At 74.2% G+C, this 24,442-nt stretch carries 17 protein-coding genes, 1 pseudogene and 1 riboswitch; of the genes and pseudogenes, 5 read left to right on the top strand and 13 right to left on the bottom strand.

All coding sequences use genetic code 11. The features are described 5' to 3' along the window. Positions 1-8: 8 nt before the first annotated feature. Positions 9-1,403, top strand: a complete 1,395-nt coding sequence (locus AC5R91_RS30740) for a class I SAM-dependent methyltransferase (RefSeq protein ID WP_495394779.1) — start codon at positions 9-11, stop codon at positions 1,401-1,403. 214 nt (positions 1,404-1,617) lie between these two features. Here AC5R91_RS30740 and AC5R91_RS30735 read toward each other — a convergent pair whose 3' ends face one another. From AC5R91_RS30735 to lat, 6 genes are all read right to left on the bottom strand, one after another. Further along, positions 1,618-1,959: a type II toxin-antitoxin system PemK/MazF family toxin gene (locus AC5R91_RS30735; RefSeq protein ID WP_495394778.1), complete on the bottom strand. Its 342-nt coding sequence runs from the start codon at positions 1,957-1,959 to the stop codon at positions 1,618-1,620. Then, positions 1,956-2,228: a hypothetical protein gene (locus AC5R91_RS30730; RefSeq protein ID WP_495394777.1), complete on the bottom strand. Its 273-nt coding sequence runs from the start codon at positions 2,226-2,228 to the stop codon at positions 1,956-1,958. The genes AC5R91_RS30735 and AC5R91_RS30730 overlap by 4 nt, the downstream gene beginning before the upstream one ends. Continuing rightward, positions 2,225-3,214: a 1-aminocyclopropane-1-carboxylate deaminase/D-cysteine desulfhydrase gene (locus AC5R91_RS30725; protein WP_495394776.1), complete on the bottom strand. Its 990-nt coding sequence runs from the start codon at positions 3,212-3,214 to the stop codon at positions 2,225-2,227. Before AC5R91_RS30725 ends, AC5R91_RS30730 begins: the two co-directional genes overlap by 4 nt. Before the next feature lie 45 nt (positions 3,215-3,259). Further along, positions 3,260-4,285, bottom strand: coding sequence for a polyphosphate kinase 2 (ppk2, locus tag AC5R91_RS30720; RefSeq protein WP_495394775.1), 1,026 nt, complete (start codon positions 4,283-4,285; stop codon positions 3,260-3,262). Between the two features lie 349 nt (positions 4,286-4,634). Continuing rightward, complete coding sequence (locus AC5R91_RS30715) at positions 4,635-6,383, bottom strand: aldehyde dehydrogenase family protein (protein WP_495394774.1); 1,749 nt, start codon at positions 6,381-6,383, stop codon at positions 4,635-4,637. After that, entirely contained in the window at positions 6,380-7,798 is a 1,419-nt protein-coding gene (gene lat, locus AC5R91_RS30710) for an L-lysine 6-transaminase (protein ID WP_495398092.1), read from the bottom strand. Before lat ends, AC5R91_RS30715 begins: the two co-directional genes overlap by 4 nt. A 520-nt stretch (positions 7,799-8,318) precedes the next feature. Between lat and AC5R91_RS30705 the strand changes: the two genes are divergently transcribed. Next, a complete protein-coding gene (locus tag AC5R91_RS30705) occupies positions 8,319-10,262 on the top strand; it encodes a protein kinase domain-containing protein (RefSeq protein ID WP_495394773.1) in 1,944 nt (647 codons plus the stop codon). A gap of 320 nt (positions 10,263-10,582) precedes the next feature. After that, positions 10,583-12,421: a serine/threonine-protein kinase gene (locus AC5R91_RS30700; protein ID WP_495394772.1), complete on the top strand. Its 1,839-nt coding sequence runs from the start codon at positions 10,583-10,585 to the stop codon at positions 12,419-12,421. A 238-nt stretch (positions 12,422-12,659) separates the two neighbouring features. Here the strand turns inward: AC5R91_RS30700 and AC5R91_RS30695 are convergent, their stop codons facing one another. Together AC5R91_RS30695 and AC5R91_RS30690 are read right to left on the bottom strand one after the other, a co-directional pair. Continuing rightward, the gene (locus tag AC5R91_RS30695; RefSeq protein ID WP_495394771.1) at positions 12,660-14,984 is read right to left on the bottom strand and encodes a serine/threonine-protein kinase; all 2,325 of its coding nucleotides are present in this window, start codon (positions 14,982-14,984) and stop codon (positions 12,660-12,662) included. Between the two features lie 1,037 nt (positions 14,985-16,021). Further along, entirely contained in the window at positions 16,022-16,927 is a 906-nt protein-coding gene (locus AC5R91_RS30690) for a TIGR03564 family F420-dependent LLM class oxidoreductase (RefSeq protein WP_495394770.1), read from the bottom strand. A 238-nt stretch (positions 16,928-17,165) separates the two neighbouring features. Here AC5R91_RS30690 and AC5R91_RS30685 point away from each other — a divergent pair, with 238 nt between their 5' ends. Then, positions 17,166-17,693: a TetR/AcrR family transcriptional regulator gene (locus tag AC5R91_RS30685; protein ID WP_495394769.1), complete on the top strand. Its 528-nt coding sequence runs from the start codon at positions 17,166-17,168 to the stop codon at positions 17,691-17,693. A 22-nt stretch (positions 17,694-17,715) separates the two neighbouring features. Here the strand turns inward: AC5R91_RS30685 and bluB are convergent, their stop codons facing one another. Together bluB and AC5R91_RS30675 are read right to left on the bottom strand one after the other, a co-directional pair. Continuing rightward, positions 17,716-18,393 (bottom strand): 5,6-dimethylbenzimidazole synthase, encoded by a 678-nt coding sequence (bluB, locus tag AC5R91_RS30680; RefSeq protein WP_495398091.1) that lies wholly within the window; start codon positions 18,391-18,393, stop codon positions 17,716-17,718. 143 nt (positions 18,394-18,536) lie between these two features. Beyond that, positions 18,537-18,734: riboswitch (cobalamin riboswitch) on the bottom strand. Positions 18,735-18,909: 175 nt separating this feature from the next. Then, the gene (locus AC5R91_RS30675; RefSeq protein ID WP_495394768.1) at positions 18,910-19,614 is read right to left on the bottom strand and encodes a FadR/GntR family transcriptional regulator; all 705 of its coding nucleotides are present in this window, start codon (positions 19,612-19,614) and stop codon (positions 18,910-18,912) included. A gap of 204 nt (positions 19,615-19,818) precedes the next feature. Here AC5R91_RS30675 and AC5R91_RS30670 point away from each other — a divergent pair, with 204 nt between their 5' ends. Next, a complete protein-coding gene (locus AC5R91_RS30670; protein ID WP_495394767.1) occupies positions 19,819-21,693 on the top strand; it encodes a 2-isopropylmalate synthase in 1,875 nt (624 codons plus the stop codon). 271 nt (positions 21,694-21,964) lie between these two features. Here the strand turns inward: AC5R91_RS30670 and AC5R91_RS30665 are convergent, their stop codons facing one another. From AC5R91_RS30665 to AC5R91_RS30655, 3 genes and pseudogenes are all read right to left on the bottom strand, one after another. Next, positions 21,965-22,318, bottom strand: coding sequence for a hypothetical protein (locus AC5R91_RS30665; protein ID WP_495394766.1), 354 nt, complete (start codon positions 22,316-22,318; stop codon positions 21,965-21,967). Between the two features lie 11 nt (positions 22,319-22,329). Further along, positions 22,330-22,935, bottom strand: a pseudogene (locus AC5R91_RS30660) (LysR family substrate-binding domain-containing protein). 169 nt (positions 22,936-23,104) lie between these two features. Continuing rightward, positions 23,105-24,424 (bottom strand): acyltransferase family protein, encoded by a 1,320-nt coding sequence (locus AC5R91_RS30655; protein WP_495394765.1) that lies wholly within the window; start codon positions 24,422-24,424, stop codon positions 23,105-23,107. Between the last annotated feature and the right edge of the window lie 18 nt (positions 24,425-24,442).

Genomic DNA, 24,442 nt, shown 5'->3' with positions numbered 1-24,442 from the left:
GATGCGCCTTGACGATCAGTCGAGAACTGGAGGAGCACGAGCCCGCCGCCCAGCCGACCCCTGTTCCGGACCCACGGTGGTCACCGGAGCTGGCACGGGCGACCCGCACCCTGCTCGAGACCTTCATCGGGACCGCGCCGCCGGTGCGGATCGTCCTGTGGGACGGCTCCGCGCTCGGCCCGGACACCCCCACGCAGGTCGTGGTGCGCTCGCCGGAGGCGATGCGCCGCGCCCTGTTCCGCCCCGGCGAGCTGGGTTTCGCCCGCGCCTTCGTCAGCGGCGATCTCGACGTCGAGGGCGACATCTTCGCCGCCCTGGAGCTGCGCAACCACCTGTCCGCCATCCCGCACCGCCCCACCGCCGCCACGGCACCCGCCCTGCTGACCCTGCTGCGCGAGCTCGGCGCCCGACCGCCCGCCCCGCCGCCGGAGGAGGCCCGGCTGCACGGGCGCCGCCACAGCCGCCACCGCGACGCCGCGGCGATCTCCCATCACTACGACGTGTCCAACGCGTTCTACCGGCTGTTCCTCGGCCCGACGATGACCTACTCGTGCGGAGTGTGGGAGTCGCCGACCAGTGGGCTCGACGCCGCGCAGACCGCCAAGCACGAGCTGGTCTGCCGCAAGCTCGGGCTGCGCCCCGGCGAGCGGCTGCTCGACGTCGGCTGCGGGTGGGGCAGCATGCTCATCCACGCCGCCCGTCACCACGGCGTCCGCGGCGTCGGGGTGACGATCTCCGTGGAACAGGCCGCCGAGGCCCGCCGGCGGATCGCCGAGGCCGGGCTCACCGACGCCATCGAGATCCGCCTGCAGGACTACCGGGAGATCCCCGACGGTCCGTTCGACGCGATCAGCTCGGTCGGCATGGTCGAGCACGTCGGGCGGGCGATGCTGCCGACGTACTTCGCCAGCCTCTACGGGCTGCTGCGCCCCGGCGGCCGGCTGCTCAACCACGGCATCTCCTCCCCCGGCGACCCGGCCGGGGCGTACCGGTACCAGCCCCATCTCGGTCCCATCCCGCTGCCGAAGGGCCGCGACTTCCTGCGCCGCTACGTCTTCCCGGACGGGGAGCTGCACGAGATCGGCCTGATGACGTCGCTGACGCAGGCCGCCGGCTTCGAGGTCCGTCACGTCGAGAACCTGCGCGAGCACTACGGCCTGACCCTGCGGGCCTGGGTGCGGGCGGTGGAGGAGAACTGGGACGCCGCCGTCGCCCAGGTCGGCGCCGGGCGGGCGCGGGTGTGGCGGCTGTATATGGCCGGCTCCGCGCTGAGCTTCGAGGGCGGCCAGACCCAGATCCACCAGACCCTCGCCGTGCGCCCCGACGCCGGCCGCTCCGGCCAGCCGCTGCGCCCCCGCTACGACTCCCCCGCCCCCCTGCCCACCCAACCCACCACCGGCTGACCGCCGACGACCCCGGACGCCGGCCCGGCATCCGCCCGGCCGGGCTGGCGTGCTGGGGCGGCCTCCGCGCAAGCTCACCCAATTCATGGAGACGTTCGCCTCGCCCGCCTCGGCAAGGAATTCCGATGCGTTCTCGGTGCTGGATCAGCCCATCGGGCCATGGTGGCAGCCCGGCCAGATGCGGGCATCACAATTATCCGGCAGGCGAGGGCGGTCAGAGCGCGAGCACCTGACGTAGTCCTCGGTCCAGGTCTCGCATGAGGCCCTCCGGTATGGCGCCTACAGCGTGCCCGAGTTCGTCCTTGTTGAGAGTGACGATGGCCGTCACGTTGGCGACGGAGTCGCGCGGAAGGCCGGTCACCGCGGCGGGGAGGAAGATGTTGCCAGGCATGGTGGCAAGCGCGGTGTTCGAGGTGATGACGACCGCGACGACCGTGGCCAACCGGCTCGCGTTGTAGGGCGCGGACTGGACGACCACCACCGGGCGGCGCTTCGCGGGGCGACTGCCCTCCGCCTCACCGAGGTCGACCCAGTGAATGTCGCCCCGGCTGATCACCAGTCCTCGCTGTCGCCCAGTGCTCGCTGGCCGGCGCGCGCCGCAGCCTCGAACGAGTCGTCGGGACCCGCGAGCTCCAGTGCGGCGTCGATGCGCTCGGTAAGGGACTGCGCGTCAAGCTCCTCGATGTAGCGGCGCGCGGCTGTCGTGAAGAACTCGGAGCGACTCACGCCAAGTGCGGCCGCGCGACGCTCAGCCTCGTTGAACGTCTCGTCCGGGATTGAGATCGCAGTTTTCACACCCTCAGTATAACCGGGTATGACGATCATCCAAGCGCGTTCCCCTTCTGGGCGGCGGGTCCGGGCCTGTCCGCGAGGGCGTTGAGGACCGCGACGACCGTCGTGCCGGGCGGGAAGGCGGCGGCGGCGAGGGCGAGGGCGAACAGGGCGTAGAGCAGCTTCGCCTCGTAGACCGGTTCCAGGGCGAGGCCGTAGCGGTCGTGGAAGTCGGTGATGAACCGGGCCAGCTCCGGGGTCGACCTCGCATAGCCGCCGAGGTGGAAGTCGTAGGCCATGGTCCAGTTGCCGGAGTTCGCGCCGAACGCCGCGCGCTGGAGGGCGTCGACGTCGTCGGCGAGGAACCGGGCGCCCCGCAGCACCGGGACGCCGAGGGCGCGCTGGCCGGGCGCGAGGCCCGCGGCGATGCCGGCGAGGGTGCCACCGGTGCCGCACGAGCAGCAGATCACGTCGAAGGGGCGGTCGATCTCGGCGGGCAACCCGGCGCAGCCACGCACCCCGAGGGCGTTGCTGCCGCCCTCGGGGAGCAGGTAGAACGCGCCGAACTCGGCGCGCAGCCGATCGACAACCCCCGGTGACGACTTCGCCCGGTACGAGGTGCGGTCGAGGTAGGTGATCCGCATCCCGGCGTCGACGGCGAAGCGCAACGTCGGGTTGAGCGGCAGGTGCTCCTCGCCGCGGATCACCCCGACCGTCCGGAAGCCGAACAGCCGGCCGGCCGCCGCCACCGCCCGGATGTGGTTCGAGTAGGCGCCGCCGAAGGTCAGCAACGTGTCGTGCCCGAGTCGGTGCGCCTCGTCCAGGTTGCCCCGCAGCTTGCGCCACTTGTTGCCGGGAATGTCCGGATGGATCAGGTCGTCCCGCTTCAGCAGCAGGCGGACACCCCGCGCACCCAGCCGCGCGTCCGCGATCTCCTCGAGCGGCGACGGCAACGCCGGCAGCAGCCGCCCCGCCGCCGGACCGCCCGGCTCGCGCTCGCCGTCCACCTTGCCCTTCCACAGGGACGAAACGGACAGCAACCCCCTACAACGGCAAGGTATCCGAGCCCGCGGCGCCGGGCCGGCTCAGTGCAGCGAGGGGAAGGTGCGGTCGGCCTTCTCGCCGGTCTCCAGCAGGTTCACCGCGGGGCCGACGATGAGCGGATCGGGGGTGCCGACGATGTCGGTGTCCTTGCCGGCGTAGGGCAGCTCGTGCAGCACGTGGCGCATGGTCTCCAGCCGGGCCCGCTTCTTGTCGTTGCTCTTCACCACCGTCCACGGCGCCTCGACCGTGTCGGTGTAGAAGAACATCGCCTCCTTGGCGTCGGTGTAGTCGTCCCAGCGGTCCAGCGCGGCGAGGTCGATCGGGCTGAGCTTCCACTGCCGGACCGGGTCGATCTGGCGGACGATGAACCGGGTCTGCTGCTCGCGGCGCGACACCGAGAACCACAGCTTGATCACTCTGATCCCGCTGCGGGTCCACATCCGCTCCAGCTCCGGGGCCTGGCGCAGGAACTCGCGGTACTGGTCCGGGGAGCAGAAGCCCATGACCCGCTCGACGCCGGCCCGGTTGTACCAGGACCGGTCGAACATGACGATCTCGCCGGCGGCGGGGAGGTGCTCGATGTAGCGCTGGAAGTACCAGGACTGCTGCTCGCGCGGCGACGGCTTCTCCAGGGCGACGACCCGGGCGCCGCGCGGGTTGAGGTGCTCGGTGAACCGCTTGATCGTCCCGCCCTTGCCGGCGGCGTCGCGGCCCTCGAAGACGAGCACGATGCGCTGCCCGGTCTCCTTGACCCAGTACTGCATCTTCAGCAGCTCGATCTGCAGCAGCCGCTTGTCCCGCTCGTAGTCGGCGCGCTCCAGCCGGGTCTCGTAGGGGTAGTTCTCGCGCCAGGTGTCGACGGGGGTGCCGTCGGGCCGCAGCAGCGTCGCCTCGTCGTCGTCCTCGTCGAGGACCCGCAGGCCGGCGAGGTTCTCCGCCTGGACGCCGACCCGCTCGGCGAGGCCGGCCGCGCCGAGCCATCCGCCGATGCCGTCGGCGATGCCGCGCACCAGCGGCTCCACCCGGCCGTCGGCCCCCTTGGGGATCACCCGTTCGACATGCGTCACGCTGATTTCCTCCCGTACGGACAACGAAGCTGCACCGGGTGGCTGTTCCCACCCGGCGGCACCGGCCACCAGGGCGGATCCGCAGGGCCGGGGGCAGCCGGCCGGCCAACGGTACGGAAGCCGGCCAGCCCATGGTTGACGCGCACCCGAACACCGGGTAACAGAACAGTCCGCATCCGACACAAGCGACACATCGGACGCCCATCGAGCGCCATCTCGGAGCGAGCGGATACAGGGGAGAGCGCCCACCTGTCTCTTCCACAGGGTTCGGCGCCCGATTTGTCCCTGTGGAAGAGACAGCGGGCGCCGTTCCCAGGCACGCGGCAGGTCGGGCTCGGCGGGTGGGAGGTCAGCCGGGCAGGCGGAAGGACAGGTCGGCGGCGGGGACCGCGGTGTCGAGCTGGGCGCGCTGCAACCGGCCGGAGTAGTCCCAGCTCAGTGACTGCCAGCGGGTGACCTGGTCGAGCATCCAGATCCCGGACTGGCGGCTGCCGTTGCCGGACCGGCCGTTGCCGCCGAAGGGCAGGTGCGCCTCGGCGCCGGTCGTCGACCCGTTGACACTGACCATCCCGGCGCGCACCCCGCGGCGGAACCGGAACGCGCTCGCCGCGTCCGCGGTGTAGATCGACGACGACAGGCCGTAGCCGGGCAGGTTCGCCAGCTCGATCGCCTCGTCGAGGTCGCGGTAGGTGGTGACGCCGACGATCGGGCCGAAGGTCTCCTCGCGGAACAGCTCGTCGTCGGGGCGGACCCCGTCGACGATCAGCGGATGGTAGTAGAGCCCGCGGTCCGGGTCGCCGACGAAGCCGCGCCGCGGGCCGTTGCGGGGCAGGCCGCCGGCGCCCCGCGGTTCCGCGGAACCGCCGGCTCCGCTGGCTCGGCCGGTCCAGCCGGTCCGGCCGGTTCCGCTGGCGCCGCCGGTTCCGCTGGCGCCGCCGGTTCCGGTGATGCGGCCGGTTCCGGTGATGCGGCCGAGCGCGGTGGAGCCCGCCAGGCGGTGGTGGTCGCGCAGGAGGGTGAGGTGACGCTCGAAACCGGCGGCGAAGCGGGCGTCGAGCAGCGGCCCGTAGAGCACGTCGCCGGTGGGGTCGCCGATGACCGCGGCGGACACGGCGGCGTCGAGTCGGCGGACGAACGCGGCGTGCACCGACTCGTGCACGATCGCCGTGCCGAGCGAGGTGCAGCGCTGCCCGGCGGTGCCGAAGCCGCCGAACACGGCGGCGGAGACGACGGCGTCGAGGTCGGCGTCGGGCGCGACCACCATGGGGTTCTTGCCGCCGAGCTCCAGGCACGGCGACTGCAGGTGCCGCCCGCACAGGGCGCCGATGAACCGGCCGACCTCGGTGGACCCGGTGAAGCCGACCTTGTCCACGGCGCCGGCGGCCAGCGCCCGTTCCAGCCCCAGCGACGTCGCCCGGCCGTCGGCGGGGACGAGGTTCACCGCGCCCGCAGGCACCCCGGCGGCGGTCAGCAGGTCCAGCATCGCCTGCGCGCAGGCGGCGGCGTACTCGGCCGGCTTCCACACCACCGTGTTCCCGGCGAGCAGGGCCGGCATGAGGTACCAGGACGGGACCGCCACCGGGAAGTTCCCGGCCGTGATCACCATCATCACCCCGAGGGGCTCACGGAACGTGAACAGCTGGCGGTCCGGCATCTCGGACGGCACGGTCTGCCCGTAGAGCCGCCGGCCCTCCCCGCGGAAGAACTCGCAGGTGTCGATGATCTCCTGGACCTCGCCGCGGGCCTCCGCGGCGGGTTTGCCGACCTCGCGGGTCACCAGCCGGGCGAGGGCGTCGGCGTTGTCCGCGACGAGCCGGCCGAAGCTGCCGATCACCGAGCCGCGCACGGGGGCCGGCACCGCGGCCCACTCGCGCGCGGCCGCCCGGGCGGCGACGGCCGCGGCGAGGATGGTCTCGGGGCCGCCGAGCTCGACCTCCGCGACGACCTCGTCGAGGCGGGCCGGGTCGGTGGAGGCGACGACGCGGACCGCCGCCGCCTCGACCTCGGCGCCGCCGGCCGGTCCCCCGACGGTCGCGCACAGGTCGTGGGCGCGTCCGGCGATACGCGCGCCGACGCGCCGCGGGCGGACCAGGGTCATGCCAGGTTCCCCTCTTCCAAGTCGGCGACGACGCGGGCGAGCGCGGTGACGCCGGTGCTGAGCTGGTCGGCGCTGACGGTCAACGCCGGACGAAACCGCAGGGTGCGGACGCCCGCGGGCAGCGCGAGGACATGTTCGCGCACCCGCAGCCGGCGCAGCACCTCGTCGCGGGTGGTCCGATCGGGCAGGTCCACCGCGCAGAGCAGGCCCCGCCCGCGCGGGTTGGCCAGCAGCCCCGGATGGGCCGCCGCGAGCGCGGACAGCTCGGTCAGCAGGCCGGCACCGAGCTCACCGGCCCGCGCGATGAGCCCCCGGGCCTCGATGACCTCCAGGATCCGGGTCGCGCGGACCATGTCGACCAGGCCGCCGCCCCAGGTGGAGCTGATCCGGCCGGGGACGGCGAGGACGTTGGCGGCGACCTCGTCCACCCGCCGCCCGGCCATGATCCCACCGAGCTGGACCTTCTTGCCGAACGCCACGATGTCGGGACGCAGGCCGAGCTGCTGGTAGGCCCAGGCCGACCCGGTCGCGCCGACCCCGGTCTGGACCTCGTCAAGCACGAACAGCGCGTCGTGGCGCCGGCACAGCGCGGCCATGGCGGCGAGGAACTCGGCACGCAGGTGGTTGTCACCGCCCTCGCCCTGGATCGGTTCGGCGAGGAAGCAGGCGATGTCGTGCGGGTGGGCGGCGAAGGCCGCCTCGGCCTGCGCCAGCGCGGCGCGCTCGGCGGCGACGACGGCGTCGAGGGCGGCTCCGGTGCAGGGGAAGGTCATCGCCGGGCAGTCGATGCGCGGCCAGTCGAACACGGGAAACCGGTCGGTCTTGACCGGATCGGTGTTGGTGACCGACAGCGTGTAGCCGCTGCGCCCGTGGAAGGCGTGGCGCAGGTGCAGCACGCGGCGGCCGAGTCGGGCCGGGCGGCCGTGCGCGGCGTTGTGCCGGCTCTTCCAGTCGAAGGCGCACTTGAGCGCGTTCTCCACCGCCAGCGCGCCGCCCTCGACGAAGAACAGGTGCGGCAGCTCCGGGTCGCCGAGGACCCGGGCGAAGGTGCGCACGAACTCGGCGTAGGCGGCGGTGGCGACGTCCGGGTTCGCCGGCTTGTTGACCGCGATGCGGCCCAGCCGGTCGAGGAAGCCCGGGTCGCCGGCCAGCTCTGGCGGGTTCACCCCGAGCGGCGCCGAGGCGAAGAAACTGTAGAGATCGAGGTAGCGCCGGCCGTCGCGGGCGTCGACCAGGACGCTGCCGGCGCTCTCGGCCAGGTCGCAGACCAGGTCCAGGCCGTCGACGAGCACGTGGCGGCGCAGGACGGCCAGCACGTCGCGCGCCGCGACGCCCGGCCCGACCGGCACCTCCTCCACCGCCCGAAGCGCCTCCACCGCCCGAAGCGCCTCCACCGGCTGCCCCGCGGCCGGCATCACCTGCGCTGCGGCCGGCATCACCTCCGCCGCGGCCGGCCCCGTGGGATGGATGGTGAATCCGGCCGCGGCGCCGGAACCGGGCGGCGGGACCGAGCGCCCCGTGGCCCGTGGAACGCGGACGACCATCCAGGCTCCCTCCGTCACCGGCCGCGGCGAGCGCAGCCCGCTCGCGACCTCCACTCCTGCGAATATCTTCCCTCGAAAGCTGCATTGAATCTTCAATATTCTCGCATTACCTCAGATCCTCCTCCGATCATCCCGTCAAGACGGAACCGACCGATGATTCATCGGATCGGCGATCGCAGGCCAGATCGGAACGGAGAGCGATCGATACGAAGCGTCCCGTGACGATTCGGCCGGCAGATGAGCACGACCACCGCACTGAGAGACAATTGGCTCATTCCCCGCGTTGCCCCGGGGTGCGCTCCACCAAGGCGTGATCGGATAGCCTCCCCCGACCCTGTCGATCCCCGCACCACCCGCCCGCCGGCGGAGAGCTCGGAGAATAGGAAGCGGTGTGCTGACGCCCCTGACCTCGGACGACCCACGCCGCATCGGACACTTCCGGCTGGCGAACCGCATCGGCGCCGGTGGCATGGGCGTCGTCTACCTCGGCTTCGGCGACGACGGCAAGCCGGTCGCCGTCAAGGTCCCCTCTGCCGGCCTCGCCGACAACCCCGAGTTCCGCTCCCGGTTCCGGCACGAGGTCGACGCCGCGCGGCGCGTGCGGGGCAGCTCCGTGGCGACGGTGCTCGACGCCGACCTGACCGGCGAACGCCCCTGGATGGCCACCGAGTACGTCGAGGGCCGCAGCCTCGCCGACGCCGTCGCCACCCGCGGTGAGCTCGACGACCGCCTGGTCCACGGGCTGGCGATCGGGCTCGCCGACGCCCTCGTCGCCATCCACGCGGCGGGTGTGGTGCACCGCGACCTCAAGCCGGCGAACATCCTGCTGGCCTGGGACGGTCCGAAGGTCATCGACTTCGGCATCGCCCGCGCGGGGGACAGCACCAGCCACACCCGCACCGGAATGCTGATCGGCACGCTGGTCTGGATGGCCCCCGAGCAGTTGCGCGGCGAGCGCGCCGGGCCGCCCGCGGACATCTTCGCCTGGGGGGCCTGCGTGGCGTTCGCCGCCGCCGGGCGCCCCCCGTTCCGGGGAGAGCGCGCCGAGGCGGTCGGCATGCAGATCCTCACCGCCGAGCCCGACCTCGACGACCTGCCGCCCGACCTGCTCGGCGTCGTGCGGGCCGCGCTGGAGAAGGAGCCCACCCGCCGGCCCACGGCGACCGAGCTGCTCGCCCGGCTGGTCGGCCGCGACGTGCGCTCCCCCGCCGACTCCGACGAGGCCAGCGAGACCGCCCTGGCCCAGGTGTGGTCGCTGCCGCCCACCCCGCCGCAGGGCGCCGGTCCACTCAGGGGAGCGCGCAACGCCGGGTATGACCCGGCCGGGGGGCAACCCCAGCGCGCCGCCGGCGGCTACCCGGATCCGACGCTGCGCGACCCCCGATCGGCCTACGACGCCCCGCCCGCCTACGGCAGCCGTGGCGGGTACGACAGCCGCGCCGGATACGACCAGGCCCGATATGACCAGGCCGGATATGACAGCCGCGCCGGATACGACAACCAGGCCGGCTACGGCGCGGCGTCCCCGCGCGCCGGCGGTCCGGGCTACGACGACCGCGACTCGGGTCCGGGTGGCCGCCGGGGCACCGCCCCCTACGCGGACCAGCACGCCGCGGGCCACGGCGGCGCCGGTCGCCGGGCCGACGGCTGGGACGGCTCCCCCGGGGGTGGGCGCGGTTCGGGCGGTGGGCGGCGCGGCCCGGTCATCGCGGTCGCCGTCCTGATCGCGCTGCTGCTCGGCGGCGGGATCGCGGCGGCAGTCGCGCTCAGCAGCGGTGGTGGCGGCGGGGACGACAACGTCGCCACCCCGCCCGTCGGGACCACGCAGGATGCCGGTGGCACGGCGGGCGCGACTGCGACGGGCGGCCCGGCGCCGGCCACGGGCGTCGCCACCCCGCCGAGTACCTCGCCGTCGCCCAGCGCGACGCCGTCGGCCTCCCCGAGCCCCGCGACGCTGTCCACCGACGACGCGGCCGCCCTCGTGCGAGGGAAGGGCTACGAGCCGGACATGAGCACCTACCAGGAGGACCGCCAGCTCAGCGTCGTCATCGGTACCGCGCCGGCGACCGGGGACACGCCGCGCCAGCTCGCCTACGTCTTCGCCGACGGCAAGTTCCGCGGCACCGACACCTCGGCGCCGAGCGCGCACATCACCGTCAAAAGCCAGCGCAACGACCACGAGGTGGTGCTGCGCTACGACACCTTCAACCCGCAGGACCCGATCGGCTCCCCGTCCGGCCACGCCGACGTACGCTTCCGCTGGAACGGGACTGCCTTCTCCACCCTCGACCCGATTCCATCGAACGATCCCAACGCCACCGGTAGCCGCCGGTAGCCGGACCATGGCGGCTGCCGGGGACGACGCGCCCACCCCCGCAACCGGCGGCATACGGACGGCTGGAAGCATTACGGTTCAGACAGCGCGATCCCGCGGCGGATGGGGCGGCCTCGACGGGTGGCCCACAGCCCGGCGGGGGCGGCGGGCCGGCCGGGGCCCATGATGATCGAAGGAGTGACCATTTCGGCGCAGGTCGGGCGGTCCGGTTGGCGTCACCGGACTCGGCGGCGGACACGGTGCCGGTCGGGACGGCCGGTCGGGACGGCGTCGGTCGGGGTGGCGTCGGTCGGGGTGGCGTCGGTCGGGGTGGCGTCGCGATGTTGACACCGCTTGTCGAGGACGACCCGCGCCGGGTCGGCCCCTTCGCCATCCACAACCGGATCGGCGCGGGCGGCATGGGCACCGTCTACCTGGGGTTCAACGCGGATGGACGGGCCGCGGCGGTGAAGGTGCCCGACGCCAGGTTCGCCGACGACCCCGAGTTTCGGGAACGCTTCCGCCGCGAGGTCGCCGCCGCCCGGCGCGTGCACGGCCGCGCGGTCGCCGCGGTGCTCGACGCCGACCCGGAGGCCGTCGCGCCCTGGCTTGCGACCGAGTACGTGGAGGGAACCAGCCTCGCGGACGCGGTGCTGCGCCACGGGCGGATGGAGGAGCGGCTGCTGCACGGCTTCAGCGTCGGACTGGCCGACGCCCTGATCGCCATCCACGCCGCCGGGGTCGTTCACCGCGACCTCAAGCCGTCGAACATCCTGCTGGCCTGGGACGGCCCGAAGGTCATCGACTTCGGCATCGCCCGGGCCTCCGGGGTGCCCAGCCACACCCGGACCGGGATCCTCATCGGGACGCTGGCCTGGATGGCCCCCGAGCAGCTACGCGGCGAACGGGCCGGGCCGCCCGCGGACATCTTCGCCTGGGGTGCCTGCGTGACCTACGCGGCCACCGGCCACCCGCCGTTCGCCTCGGAGCAGGCCGACGTGCTGACCCGGATGCGCGAGGACCGCCCACCGGACATCGCCGGGGTGCCCGACGGGCTCGCCCCCCTGGTACGAGCCGCGCTCGCCCGCCGCCCGGAGGACCGACCGAGCGCGGCCGAGCTCGTCCGCCTGCTGGTCGCCGACCCGCGGGTCGCCACGCCCGCGGACGCCGACCGGGCAGCGGCACTCGCCCTCACCCCCTGGCAGGCCCGTCCGCCGCTCGCCGCCCCCGACGACGCCCCCGCCGCCCCCGCCGTCGGGCCCGCCCGGGCCGTCGGGGTTGCCGGCGTCGCCGCGGCGCCCGCGGCGCTCGATCCCGACAAGCCCGATCAGCCCACCCACCCGCTGGCGCTGCGTCCCACCCCGCCGCCGGGCGGTGACCGCTCCATCGGCACCTTCCCCGTGCCACGCTGGACCGACGCCAACGCGGGCGGCGACGGGCCGCCGGTCGGCGGCGGCCTGGACCCGGCCGGACGCGAGGTCGTCGGTGTGTCACACCCGACCGGCCCCCGTCCGTTCCCCGGGCGCCCCGTGCCTGCCGCCACGGGAGGTCCGGGCGCCCAGCGCTCCCCCGCGCCGGGGCCGGGCGTGCTGCGGGCCGGCGCGGGAGGGTCGGGAGCCCTGCGCGTCGGCTCCGGGGGCACGGGCGGAGGTGGGGTGATCCGCCGCAGCAGTCCGCTGGACGCCGCCTTCGGCTGGTTGCCGCCGCCGTGGCGGCGGTCGGGCCCGCTGGCCGGCGGTGCGCTGCTGGTCGTCCTGCTGGTCGGCATCCTCGCGGTCCTCGTCGCGGCCGGCGGCTCGGATTCGCAGGTGGAGCCGCCGGGGGTGCCGCCGCTGGACCGCACGGCTCCCGGCGCGCGCTCCGATCCGGCAGTGCCCGGCGGCCCGCGGTGGACGTCCGACGGCGGTGCCCGCGATCGGTTGCCGCCGCCGCGGACCGCCGCGCCCCCGTCCGGCGGTGCGCAGCCCTACGCGACGTCCGATCCGCGGACCCCGGCGACGGCGACCGTCTCGCCGAGCACCGAACCGAGTGCGCCGCCGACCGAGCGGTCGACACCGACGTCGGGTGCCTCCCCGAGCGGCGAGCCGTCGCCGTCGGCGACCGCGTCGGCCCCGGCGTCGCCCACGAGCTGCCCGACGGGGTCGGGCGGCACGGCCACGTCCCCGCCGCCCGCCTGTTAGCCGAGCGCGGCCGAGGTCCAGGCCGACAGACGGCGGGCGGCGGGATCTCCGGCCGCCGCGTGGTCGCGGCCGCCGTCCGTGGATGTCCGCGTACCGAGAGGTGCTGGAGGCTGATGGCCGTTCCGAGGCCCGGGGACCGTCACCAGCCTCCAGCACTTCGACCCCGCCCGGGCCGGATCGCGTCCGGGCCGCCGAGGGATCGGGGGGATGCGCGCGAGCCGCTACCCGACGTGGTGGGTCACGGCGCGGCGCTGGTGTAGAGGCGCAAGCCGCTCGCCGAGGGCTGCCCGGTCGGGGAGCTGCCGCAGGTGCGCTTGCTGCCTGCACGTCCGCCGGAGCTCTGGCAGGTCTTGGTCGGCTTGGGCGTTGGCTTGGGCGTTGGTTTGGGCGTTGGTTTGGGCGTCGGCGGGCTGGACGAGGGCTCCGCCGTCGGCGGCGGTGGCGTGGCGATCGGCGAGCGCGTCGCGGGAGGAGCCGGCGGCGGCGTCGTGACGGTGCCGCCACTGGGCGACGCCCCACCCGGGGCTGGCGGCGGTGGACCGGCGGCGCCCGAGGCCGGGGCGGGCCCGGCTGCGCCGGGAACCGGCGAGCCGGGAACACCGGCGCCGGGGGCGGCCGGATCGCCCGCGACGCCCGCGCCCGGCGCCATCGCGGAGCCGTACCAGGCGCCTTGCCCGCCACCGCGGGCTCCGTCCTGCCCCGGCGCGGTGAGGCCGGCCCTCGGGGATGCGCCGGCACTGGCGCTCACCCGGAAGGCCGGCGAGGGGGCCGGGTCCGAGCCGTCGGAGGGGATCGCCGCGGCGGCGACCGCCGCGGTGGCAAGGCCGAGCAGCAGGGCGACGCCGCCGGCCAGGACGCGGGACCGCCGTCGGCCGGCCGCATCGGCGCTCCCGTCGCCCGGCTCGCCGGATCGCCCCCCGGTCGGCCCGGCCGTCCCCGTCCGATCGGGCCGCCCCGACGACGCCGGGCCGCTCTCACCCGACCGGGCCGTACCCGCCGAACGGGACGGTGGTGGCTCTCCCGCGCCGGCCAGGCCCGTACCCACCTGGGCCGACGTCGGAGCGGACGCAGGCGCCGACGCCCTGTGCGCCGCAGCGGCCGGCTGGGCCTGGATCTGCGTCATGGCCAGGTCGGGCGCCTTCGCCGGATCGGGCGTCCCCGCGAGACCGGCCGCCCTCCCGGGATCGACCGCCTTCCCCGGATCTGCCGCCTTCCCCGGATCGACCGCCGTCCCCGGATCGACCGCCGTCCCCGAACCGGCCGACTTCCCCGGATCGACCGCCGTCCCCGAACCGGCCGACTTCCCCGGATCGACCGACTTCCCCGGGCGGGCGTCGCGTTGGACCGGCAGAGCAGGCGGGGCCACCCCGGCGGCATTCGGCGACACCGACCCACCGGGCAGGTACACGGGAGCCGGTGTCGTCACCGGATCGTCGAACTCCTCGTCCGTCAGTCCGACCGGGCCCGTCCCCGGCGCCACCCCCTGACCGGGCAGGTACAGCGGGACCGGCGTGGTCACCGCATCGTCGAACTCCTCGTCCCCCGGGACGAGCGGGGCCGCCCGGACGGCGGGTTCGCCCGGGGAGGGTGGCCCGGACGGGGTGAACCATCCCACCGGCCCGGGGGAACCCGCGGAGGCGGCGGATCCCGCGTCGGATGGTCCGGCCGGGCCACTCGGACGCCCTACGGACACCCCCTGGATCGTCGTCGGAACCACCGAGGGCGGCGGGGTGCGCATCGGCGGCAGTGCGGGCAGCCCCGTCAGGCCCGGCAGCAGCGCCTGCAGCCGGTCCACGCCGGGCCGTTCATCCGGGTCCTTGGCGAGCATCGCGGCCACCACGGCCCACAGCTCGTCGGGAATGCCCGTGGGCCGGCCCGGGGCCAGATCGGCGTGGGCCCGCAGGATGGACAGCATCTCCCGGCCGGCGAACGGTGCGACGCCGCAGAGCATCTCGTACAGCATGGTGCCGGCGGCGTAGATGTCCGCGGCCGGCCCGACGGCGCCGCCGTCGACGCTTTCGGGGGCCATGTAGAGGGGGGTGCCAAGCATGCCGCCGGGAATGGTCAGCCTCGTCGCCGCGGACGCCATCAGGCCGGCGACACCGAAGTCCGAGATCTTCGGCCGGAACCGTTCCCCGCCGCGGTCGAGCAGCACGTTCTCCGGTTTGAGGTCACGGTGGACGATGCCGAGCCGATGGGCCGTCCCGAGTCCGGCGAGGATGTCGACCACCAGGCCGACCGCCTCCGCGGGCGGCATCGTGCGGCGCCGCTGCAGCTCCCGACGCAGATCCGAACCCTCGACGAATTCCATCACGATGGCCAGGTCGCCGCGTTCGGCCACCAGGTCGTGAATCGCCACCACAAAGGGCGACTGGACCCGGATGAGAATGGCACGCTCGCGCATGAACCGGGCGACCACTCCCGGATCCGACGTGAAGTGGGGCAACAGGAGTTTGAAGGCGAGAACATTGCCCGCCTCGTCATGGCCGCGCCACACCTCGCCCATGCCACCCCGGCCGATGCGGTCTTCCAGGGTGTAGGAACTTCCCAGCTTTCTAACCACTCCGCGCCATCACCACTTCACTGTGGGTTCCAGGTGGACCCGCGGACCCGCACATTCCGCGGGTTCCGGGATTGCCACGGCCGACGGACGGGCGACGGAACGCAGCACGTCCATCATCACGGCGCGGCATTCATGTCGCGGTCCACTGCCCGACGGTGTTACCCCGCGTTCCGCGCACACGTCGTCCTCTCCGCGCCGGCATCGGCGGGCCGCCCTCATTCCCGGTAAAGGCGTGCCCGCCGGCCGAAGCTGGTACCCGCGGTCCCAGGGTGCGCTGTCCCTGGTCAGGATGCAGGACGTCGGAGAGCATGGGGAACATGGCAGATATGGCTTTCATCACCGGGGGAAACAAGGGACTCGGGTAGTCGGCGGCGCGGCGGCTCGTCCGCCGGGGCGCGACGGCCCTGCTCGGGTTCGCGCCACGCCCGGCGGGCGACGGGGTCATCACCCAGCCCATCCGGGCGGGGCGAGCACCGCCCACCCGGCTGGGATCAGCAGGCCGCCCGCGACCGGCAGGGCGATCAGCGGTCCGATCGAGCGCGGCAGGACGCACAACCCGGAGATGACGGTGAAAGCCGCCAGGGGACCACAGTCACGGCCATCCGATGCCGTCACGGCGGCCCATGCCAGCCGCGCACAGCGGCAACGCCGCCGGCAGTCCGAGCAGGTAGCCACAGGCGATCCACCGGGCCGGCACGTGAGGGAGGCACCGAGTCGCGGCTGAATCGTGTCCAGACCGACATTGACGAGCGCGGCGTCCAGGTTGGCGAGAGAGGCGCCGAGCACGACGACACCGACCACCCGCCAGACCTCGGCGGAGATCCCGAGCGACCCGGCGGTCGGGGCCGTCGCGGACCCCGCGGCGACAGCGGTGACCGCTGCCCGGCCCTGCTCCGGCACAGGCGAGATGGCCTGATCGGGGGCCCCACCCTAGGGGCTCGGCGCGCCCGCGGGTGGCCCGTTCGGGCGGCGCAGTCCAGGACGCCGTGGCGACAAGGCAAGGGTGCCGATAGGACGTCCTCCTCGGCAGGACGCGGTCAGCCGGCCGAGCGCAGGGCGGCGGCGACCTGGAGGGTGTGCGCTCGCTCCTGTGGGTCGCCGACCAGACTCACCAGCACCTCGGTCGCGCCGGCGTCGGCGTAACGACGCAGGGCGCGCGCGACGGCCTCCTCCGTGCCGGCGATGACCGTCTCGTGCACCCCGAACCAGCCCTCGCGATCCAGGACCGCGCGGTAGGCGGGAAGGTCCGAGGCGAAGCCGAGCCGCGCCGCCACCTCGTCGCGGACCCGGTCCGGATGGGCGGTGACGCACACCCCCACCCCGGCCACGACCCGCGGCGCCGGCCGGCCGGCGGCCGCCGCGGCCCGGGTGATCGTCGGCACGATGTGGTCGCCGACGGTTCGCGGCCCCGTCCACACCGTGACCGTACCGTCGGCCAGTTCCCCGGCGGTTCGCAGCATCACCGGTCCCAACGCGGAGACGAGCACGGACGGCGGGGTCGCCACCGGGGCGTCGAGCCGGCCGACCACGGTGACGGTCTCCCCGTGAACGTCGACCGCCGCGCCGTGCAGCAGCGGGCGCAGCGCGGTCAGGTACTCGCGGATGTGGCGGGCCGGGCGGTCGTAGCGGTAGCCGAACGACCCCTCGATGTACTGCTGGTGACTCGGCCCGATCCCGAGGGTGAGGCCGGCGGTGGCGACGGCCTGCACCGTGAGTGCCTGCCCGGCCAGGGCGAGCGGGTGACGGGGATAGGTCGGCACCACGGCCGTCCCCAGCTCGATCCCGGGCACCGCCGCCGCGCCGATCGCGATCAGGGTGAGCGCGTCCCACGACGGGAGCTGGCTGAGGAAGGCGCTGTCGAGGCCCGCCCGGGCCGCGGTCAGGAGCTCGTCGACCACGGTGTGTGGTCCCGAACCGCCGCCGAGGTACAGCCCAATCTTCATGATCACTCCAATCTGAACCGGATGTTCCCCTTCCGGTGGAAGGCTACATTAAACTGAGCGTCTGCTTCCGGTTGACGCCGTCCGCCGTCCGCTCGGCCCGCCGGGACGCCGGGCCCTGCTGGGCCGACGAGGCCGACGAGGCCGAGGGAGCCGACGACGATCCAGAGACGACGATCCAGAGACGACGATCCAGAGACGACGACCGAGAGACGACGACCGAGAGCGGAGGGAGTCGACCATGCGAGCCGACGCGCAGCGCAACCGCGAGCTCATCGCGTCCACCGCGCTCGATCTACTGGCCCGCCGCGGGGCGGCCGTCTCGATGGAGGAGATCGCCCGCGCCGCGGGACTCGGCGTCGGCACCCTCTACCGCCACTTCCCCGACCGGCGGTCGCTGCTGGACTCCATCGCCGCCGACGCGCTGCACACGCTGCTCGCCGCGGGCCGGTCCGAGCTGTCCTCCCCCGCGCCGCGCTGGCAGGTGCTGGTCCGGATCGTGGCGCGGTGCACCGGCCTGCCCCTCGCCCTGATCAAGTCGCTGACCGACACCTCGCCGGTCGACCCGACCGTGGCAGACCTGGTCGAGGAGTTGAACGCCCTGCTCGCGGGCCTGGTCGAGGACGCTCAGCGCGAGGGGTCGCTGCGCGCTGACCTCACCGGCACGCAGGTCGTCGACCTGCTCAACGTCGCGGTCTGCCGGCCCGGGGCACGCGCCGACGATCCGCTGACGACCGTCCTGCTCGACGGCCTGCGCGCCCGCCCCTGACGCCCATCCCCGCCGGGACGGCCTACGCGGGGCGCCGCTCGGGACGTCCATGCCAGCGTTCGGCGTGGATGGCGTCGGCCAGGGGACGCCGCCGCGCCCAGCCGTGACGTTCCAGGTCGGGGGTGGCCTCGAGGTGGGTCACGGGGCCGACGCACAGCCAGGCGACCGGCCGTATCCCGGTCGGGATGCCGAGCAGCTCCTGGACGAACGGCTCCCGGTAGAACGACACCCAGCCGACCCCGAGGCCCTCGGCGGTCGCGGCGAGCCACAGGTTCTCGATGGCCAGGCACACCGAGTACAGGCCCGCATCGGCGATGGCATGCCGTCCGAGAACCGCCGGTTCCCCGCGCGCCGGATCGTAGGTGACGACCAGCGACATCGACGCGGCGAGGATGCCATCGATCCGGATCCCGGCGAATCGTTCGGCCCGTTCCCCGGCCAGGGTCGCGGCGAACACCGCCCGTTCGTGCTGGACGTGCGCGTGGAAGGCCCGACGCGTCCCGTCGTCGGTGACGCGGATGAAGTCCCAGGGCTGGCTGAGCCCGACACTCGGCGCGGCGTGGGCGGCGGCGAGGACGCGCCCGAGGGCGTCGGCGGGGATCGGCGCTCCGGTGAACTGGCCGCGCACGTCGCGCCGACGGTGGATCGCGTCGTACAAGGCGTCGGCACCCGAGCCGATCGCGGGGCCCGAGCGGGCCATCGGGTCGCGCCGGGCCGTCGAGTCGGGCCGGGCCGTCGAGTCGGGCCGGGCCGAGTCGGGCGAGCTCACGGCGTCCGGCCGGGGGGTGGTCCCGGCGTCGCGGTGGTGTGGCAAGGCAGGCTCCCGCTGTCGGCCGCCCGGGTGGGCGGCGTGGCGGCGGGGCCGGTCTTCGGACTCCCGGATCGACGCCGGACCGTCCGCCTTCCCAGGCCGGTGGCCCAGTGGCTGCGTGGCACGCGTGGACGGCGACTTCCCGGTTACCGCGGCGGGCCCGTGCCGGATTCGCACCGGCTTCCCGATTCTCCCCGGTCGTTCGGGGCACCCCGCAATTGTTGCCATCGCGGACGCTACCAGCCCGGCGCGGGCATACCCCACCATCGCCGAGCGCGGGCGCCACCGGGATCGCCCCGCGATCCGGCTCCAGCGCAGCGGGCGCATCCCGGGCCGAGGCCCCGGTGCGGCGCCGCACCCGCCACGAGCCACCAGGTCGTGAGGGTCGTCAGGTCGTGAGGGTCGTCAGGTCGTCGGCTGCCGGATCTGGGCCAGGGTCTGGTCCAACTCGGCCCGCAGGATCTCGCCGGCCCGCGCGCCGTCCCCGGCGGCCACCGCGTCGACGAGGGCGGCGTGCGCGGCGTCGCCGTGATTCACCTCCGCCGCCCGCAGCCCGAGCAGGTCCACCAGCTCGACAAGGCCCCGGCGTAGCACGGGCACGAACTCGGCGAACAGACCGTCGAGCACCGGGTTGTGCGCCGCCGCGACGACGGCCACGTGCAGGGTGACGTCCGCGTCGACGAAGGCCACATCGTCCCCGCCGGCCGCGGCGGCGCGGCGACCCGCGAGCGCCGCGCGCAGGGCGGCCACGTCGGCGTCGGTGCGCCGCTGTGCGGCCAGCCACACCGCCTGCACCTCCATGAGCATCCGGACCTCGTACACATCCCCGACGGCGGCACGGCGCAACGTGTCCGGCCAGTCCCGCGGGGACTCGGCGGCGATGACGAACACGCCGGCCCCCTGCCGCGACTGCACCATCCCCGCGCCCGCCAGCGCACGCAGCGCCTCACGCACCGTCGAGCGGCCCACCCCGAGCGTCGCCGCCAGCGTCGTCTCACCCGGCAGCCGGGTTCCGACCGGCCACTCGCCGCTGGTGATCTGCTCACGAAGGCGACGGGTCGCCTGCTCGACCAGAGGCGTCGGACGCAGCGCTCCGAGCGGCACAGTCATCCCCCAGTTATCAGAGAAGTAGAGAAGCCGCTTACCAGGGAAGCCGATGGATCTGCGGAGTATGGTACGTCGCGTGACGCCGGGCGGGCGGCCGTTCCTTCCCCGCCGCGGCAGGGCCTGACCAGCGGCGGGCACCCCGCTGCGGTCAGCTCCCGCCTCCGGTCGACCCCCTTTCATCCGAGCATGGGAAGGCACTGCCACAACATGTCTGACAACCTGAAGAGTCGACGGGCCGACGCTCGGTTGCGGAGCCGTGAGCCGATCATCGATGCCGGCTCGTCCGGCTTCCCCACCGTGATCAGGCCTCGCGGCCCGATGCCCGCCGACGCCCCCGGGTGGAACCCGCAGCGCCCCAGCGCGATGCCCCACCAGCGATACCGGGCGGCCCACGAGCGGGCCGGGCTGCCCGCGTTCGATCCCGCCGCGCGAGTCTGGCCGACCCGACGCCTCGAGTCGGCGCCGCTGTGGGTGCCGGTGGACCTGCGCGACGGCAACCAGGCGCTGCGCGAGCCGATGGACACCCCCCGCAAGCGGGCGATGTTCGACCTGCTGGTCGCGATGGGGTTCAAGGAGATCGAGGTCGGCTACCCCTCGGCCAGTCAGACCGACTTCGACTTCGTCCGACATCTGGTCGACGACGACGCCATCCCGCCGGACGTGACCGTGGTGGTGTTCACCCCGGCGCGGCGCGACCTCGTCGAGCGGACCTTCGCCTCGATCGAGGGGATGCCTCGCACCGAAGGGAGGGTGCCCCGCACGGTCGTGCATCTCTACGTCGCCACGGCCCCGGTGTGGCGACAGGTCGTCCTCGGCCGTGACCGCGCGGACCTGCTGGCCCTGCTGCACAACGTCGCCGGGCACATGGTCCGGCTCGCCGACTCCCCACGCTGCCCCGACGTCCGCTTCCAGTTCTCCCCGGAGGTCTTCAACGCGACCGAACCGGACTTCGCGCTGGAGGTCTGCAACCGCCTCACCGCCCGGTGGGACGCCTGCCCCGAGCGGCCGGTCATCCACAACCTGCCGGCCACCGTCGAGATCGCCACCCCCAACGTGTACGCCGACCAGATCGAGTACATGCACCGCAACCTGGATCGCCGCGACTCGGTGATCCTGTCCGTCCATCCCCACAACGACCGGGGCACCGGGGTGGCGTGCGCGGAGCTGGCGCTGCTCGCCGGGGCGCAGCGGGTCGAGGGCTGCCTGTTCGGCAACGGTGAGCGCACCGGCAACGTCGACCTGGTCACCCTCGCGCTCAACCTGTACTCCCAGGGCGTCAACCCGATGATCGACTTTTCGGACATCGACGTCGTCCGCGACACGGTCGAGCACTGCAACCGGATGCCGGTCCACCCACGACACCCCTACGGCGGCGAACTGGCCTACACCGCCTTCTCCGGCACCCACCAGGACGCGATCAGCAAGGGCCTGGCGTGGCACGCGGCCCGCGCCGCGGAGCAGGACATAGCGGCGACCGAGGCGCTGTGGGACGTGCCCTACCTGCCGATCGACCCGGCGGATGTCGGCCGCAGCTACGAGGCGCTGATCCGGGTGAACAGCCAGTCCGGCAAGGGCGGCATCGCGCACCTGCTGAACCTGCACCACGGGCTGGAGCTGCCGAAGGGGCTACAGGCCGACTTCTCCCGGGCCATCCAGGTCGCCGCGGACCGCGACGGCCGGGAGCTGACCCCCAAGGACCTGTGGGAGATGTTCCGCGCCCGCTACCTGGCGCCGCTGCGCGACGGGCCGATCATCCTGACGGCCTGGCGGACCGTCGAGACCGCGTCCGGCGAGCACGAGTTCACCGCCGAGCTGTCGATCGCCGGCCGCGAGCACCACGCCCGGGGCCTGGGCAACGGCCCGCGGGCCGCGTTGACGGCGCTGCTCGCGGACGTCGGCGTCGACGTCGAGATCCGCGGCTACGGCGAGCACGCGATGGACCGCGGTGACACCAGCCCCGCCACGGCCTACGTCCTGATCCGCCACCGGGACGCGGACTACTGGGGCGTCGGCCAGGACACCTCCGTGCTCACCGCCTCGGTCCACGCCGTCCTCGCCGCGGTCAACCGCCTCCCGTTGTAGCCCCTCGCCCCCACCCGGCGGGTCCCGGAGCCGCGCCCGCTCACGCGGCTGCCTCCGGGCGACGGCGGACCGCCGGTTCCCACCGTGGTCGCCGGCCGTCTGTCTCAGCCGCACCCGCCACCCCGACGGGTGCGCGGCCGGGTCCACGACCAGTTCGACGCCGCGTCGGGTCTGCCGAGCTACCGCGCCGTCTTCGACCGCGAAGGCGTCGAAACGGCGCCCTGCCCCTGTCTGCACTTCCGGTCACTTCCCCAGCCCCGGACAGGAGGTCCTACTGGCCGAAGGAAAATCGGAGCTGCGCGTTGATGAGTTCGTTCAGGCGCTTTCGCCGCGGGACGACGACGTCGGGCGGTGCCTCCTGCGGGGCCAGCAGGGTCCACCGCAGGTCGGTCTCGTGCCCGATGGACTCGATGTCGAAACGGATGAGGTCGTCGGGGTGGGCCTCCCAGATCGACGACCAGACGACCAACCCGGGTCGGGTCGACTCCATCACCCGCGGCGCGGCTTCACCCCGACGCAGGGTCAACCATTGCCGCTGCGGGTCCCGGTTCGGCTTCATCAGCGCCTCCCAGACCACCCAGGACGGAGGCGGCTGGCTTCTTCGCCGGGTCGCGATCGCGTACATGTCGCGTCACGTTAGCGACCGAACCCGGCCCCGTCACCGGCCCCGGCTCCGGCCGGGCCGCCGTCCCCGACGGCCAGGCGGACGGCACGCGCGCAGGCCTGGACGAGCGGACGGCGGTCATCGGTATGCCAGGCCACCGCCAACCGGCTGGGTGAGACGCCGACGACGGGACGGGTGACGACACCTCCGCGGGTGACCAGCGGGGCGTTCCCCATCGCCAACAGGCAGACGCCGTAGCCACCGACAAGGGCCTCGTACTTCTCGTCCGCGCCCGCGATCTCGGCACCGATCACCGGTGGGCGTCCGCCGCGGGCGTCGAGCGCGAGCCAGTAGTCCCGCAGCCGTCCCGCGCTGCGCGGCTAGGCGAGGAACGGCTCGTCGAGCAGGTCTGCGAAGTCGACGGTCTCCCTGGACGCCAACCGATGCGTCCGGGGCAGGGCGACGTGGCGCGGTTCCGCGGCGACGACGATCCACGTGTAGCGCTCGGCGTCGCCGAGCGGCAGCCAGACGAAGGCCACGTCGCTGGACCCGCCTGCCAGTCCGGCGGTCGGGTCGTTCCAACTGACCTGGCGCAGCCTGAGCCCGACGCCGAGCTTCGATCCCTTTTCGACGTCCACGAGTTCGGCCCGGCGGCGCTGGTCCGAGCCGTCCTGCCGCACATGCGCGCCGCGGGATCCGGCGCGATCGACGCGATCATCAACCACCTCGACGGCGTCCGCGCGGACATCACCGCCTGGGAGAAGGTCGCCCGGGACACCGCGATCGACGCCTGACCCGCGCTCTCCGTCACCGGCTCCCGCGGCTGCCCGCCAACGCCGGCAGGCGGCGCGGCGGGCTCGCACGGGGCGGCCGGGGCCGCGGCCCCGCGGGGCGGCGCCGCTGGACGGGCTGTTCGAGCAGGTAGTACGACGCGGCCGCCAGGGCCACCGAGATGAGGCCGACCACCACGATCGCCGGCCACCGGCCGAGCGCACCGGTCAGGTCGCGGCCCCAGTACGCGACCACGGGAAAGTGCCAGAGGTAGAAGCCGTAGGAGATCCGGCCGAGCCAGGCCAGCGGGCGGGCGGCGAGGGCGCGGAACAGCCAGCTCGTCGTCGCGCCCTGCTCCAGGGTGAGGATGAGGGCGCCGGCGAGCAGCGCGACCACCGTGTAACCGCCGCGGGACAGCAGGGCCGACCCCTCACCCCAGCCGCTCGGCGCGGTCACCGTCGCCACCGCCAGCAGCCCGAGCGCGACCGGTCCGGCCACCGGCAGGACGGCCCTGACACGGTCGAGACGGCGCCGCCAGCACAGCGCCGCCAGCCCCCCGCCGGCCGCCACACCCTCGCCAGCCGTCCCAGTCCCGCTCGCCGTCCCAGTCCCGCTCACCGTCCCAGTCCCACCAGCCGTCCCGGTCCCACCAGCCGCGCCGTCCTCGCCGGCCGCTCCCAGGCGCGCCGCCCGCAGCCAGGCGGCGAGCGCGCAGCCGACCAGCAGCGCGTCGGCGCGGGTGTCCAGGGCGAAGTAGGTCCGCGTCCCCGGAGCCCCGGACGTGACCAGCGCGTTGCGCCACAGCGCGACCCCGGCCACCCCACCCAGCAGGACCACGGGCAGCCGGCGGGCCGGCCACGGCCGGCGGCACAGGGCCACCAGCACCAGCGGCCACAGCAGGTAGAACTGTTCTTCCAGCGACAGCGACCAGGTGTGCCCCAGCCAGCCGGCCCCCGTGCTCTGCCGCACCACCTGGAAGTAGTTGTTCACATACAGCGCCGACGCGGCCAGGCTGTCCAGGAACTCGCTGCGCTCGCCGGCCGTGCCGATCCCCAGCAGGACGACCGCCGTGAGGCCGACGAGGGCCAGCAGCCAGAAGGCGGGCAGCAGCCGGTAGGCCCGTCGGAGGTAGAACCGCGTGAGGGACACCCCGCCGGTCCGGTCCCATTCGGCCAGCAACTGTCCGGTGATCAGGAAACCGCTGAGCACGAAGAACACGTCGACACCGAGGTAGCCGCCGGGCAGCGAGTCCATGTGGAACACGAGCACGCAGAGCACGGCGAGCGCCCGGACGCCGTCCAGCGCGGGGTTGCGGCCGCCGCGCCTGGCGACGCTCCGCTCCGGCGCCCCGGTCACCCAAGCAGCCCGCTCCTG

This window comes from Frankia sp. BMG5.60 (assembly GCF_059428125.1).
This window is presented reverse-complemented; position numbering and strand designations above follow the sequence as displayed.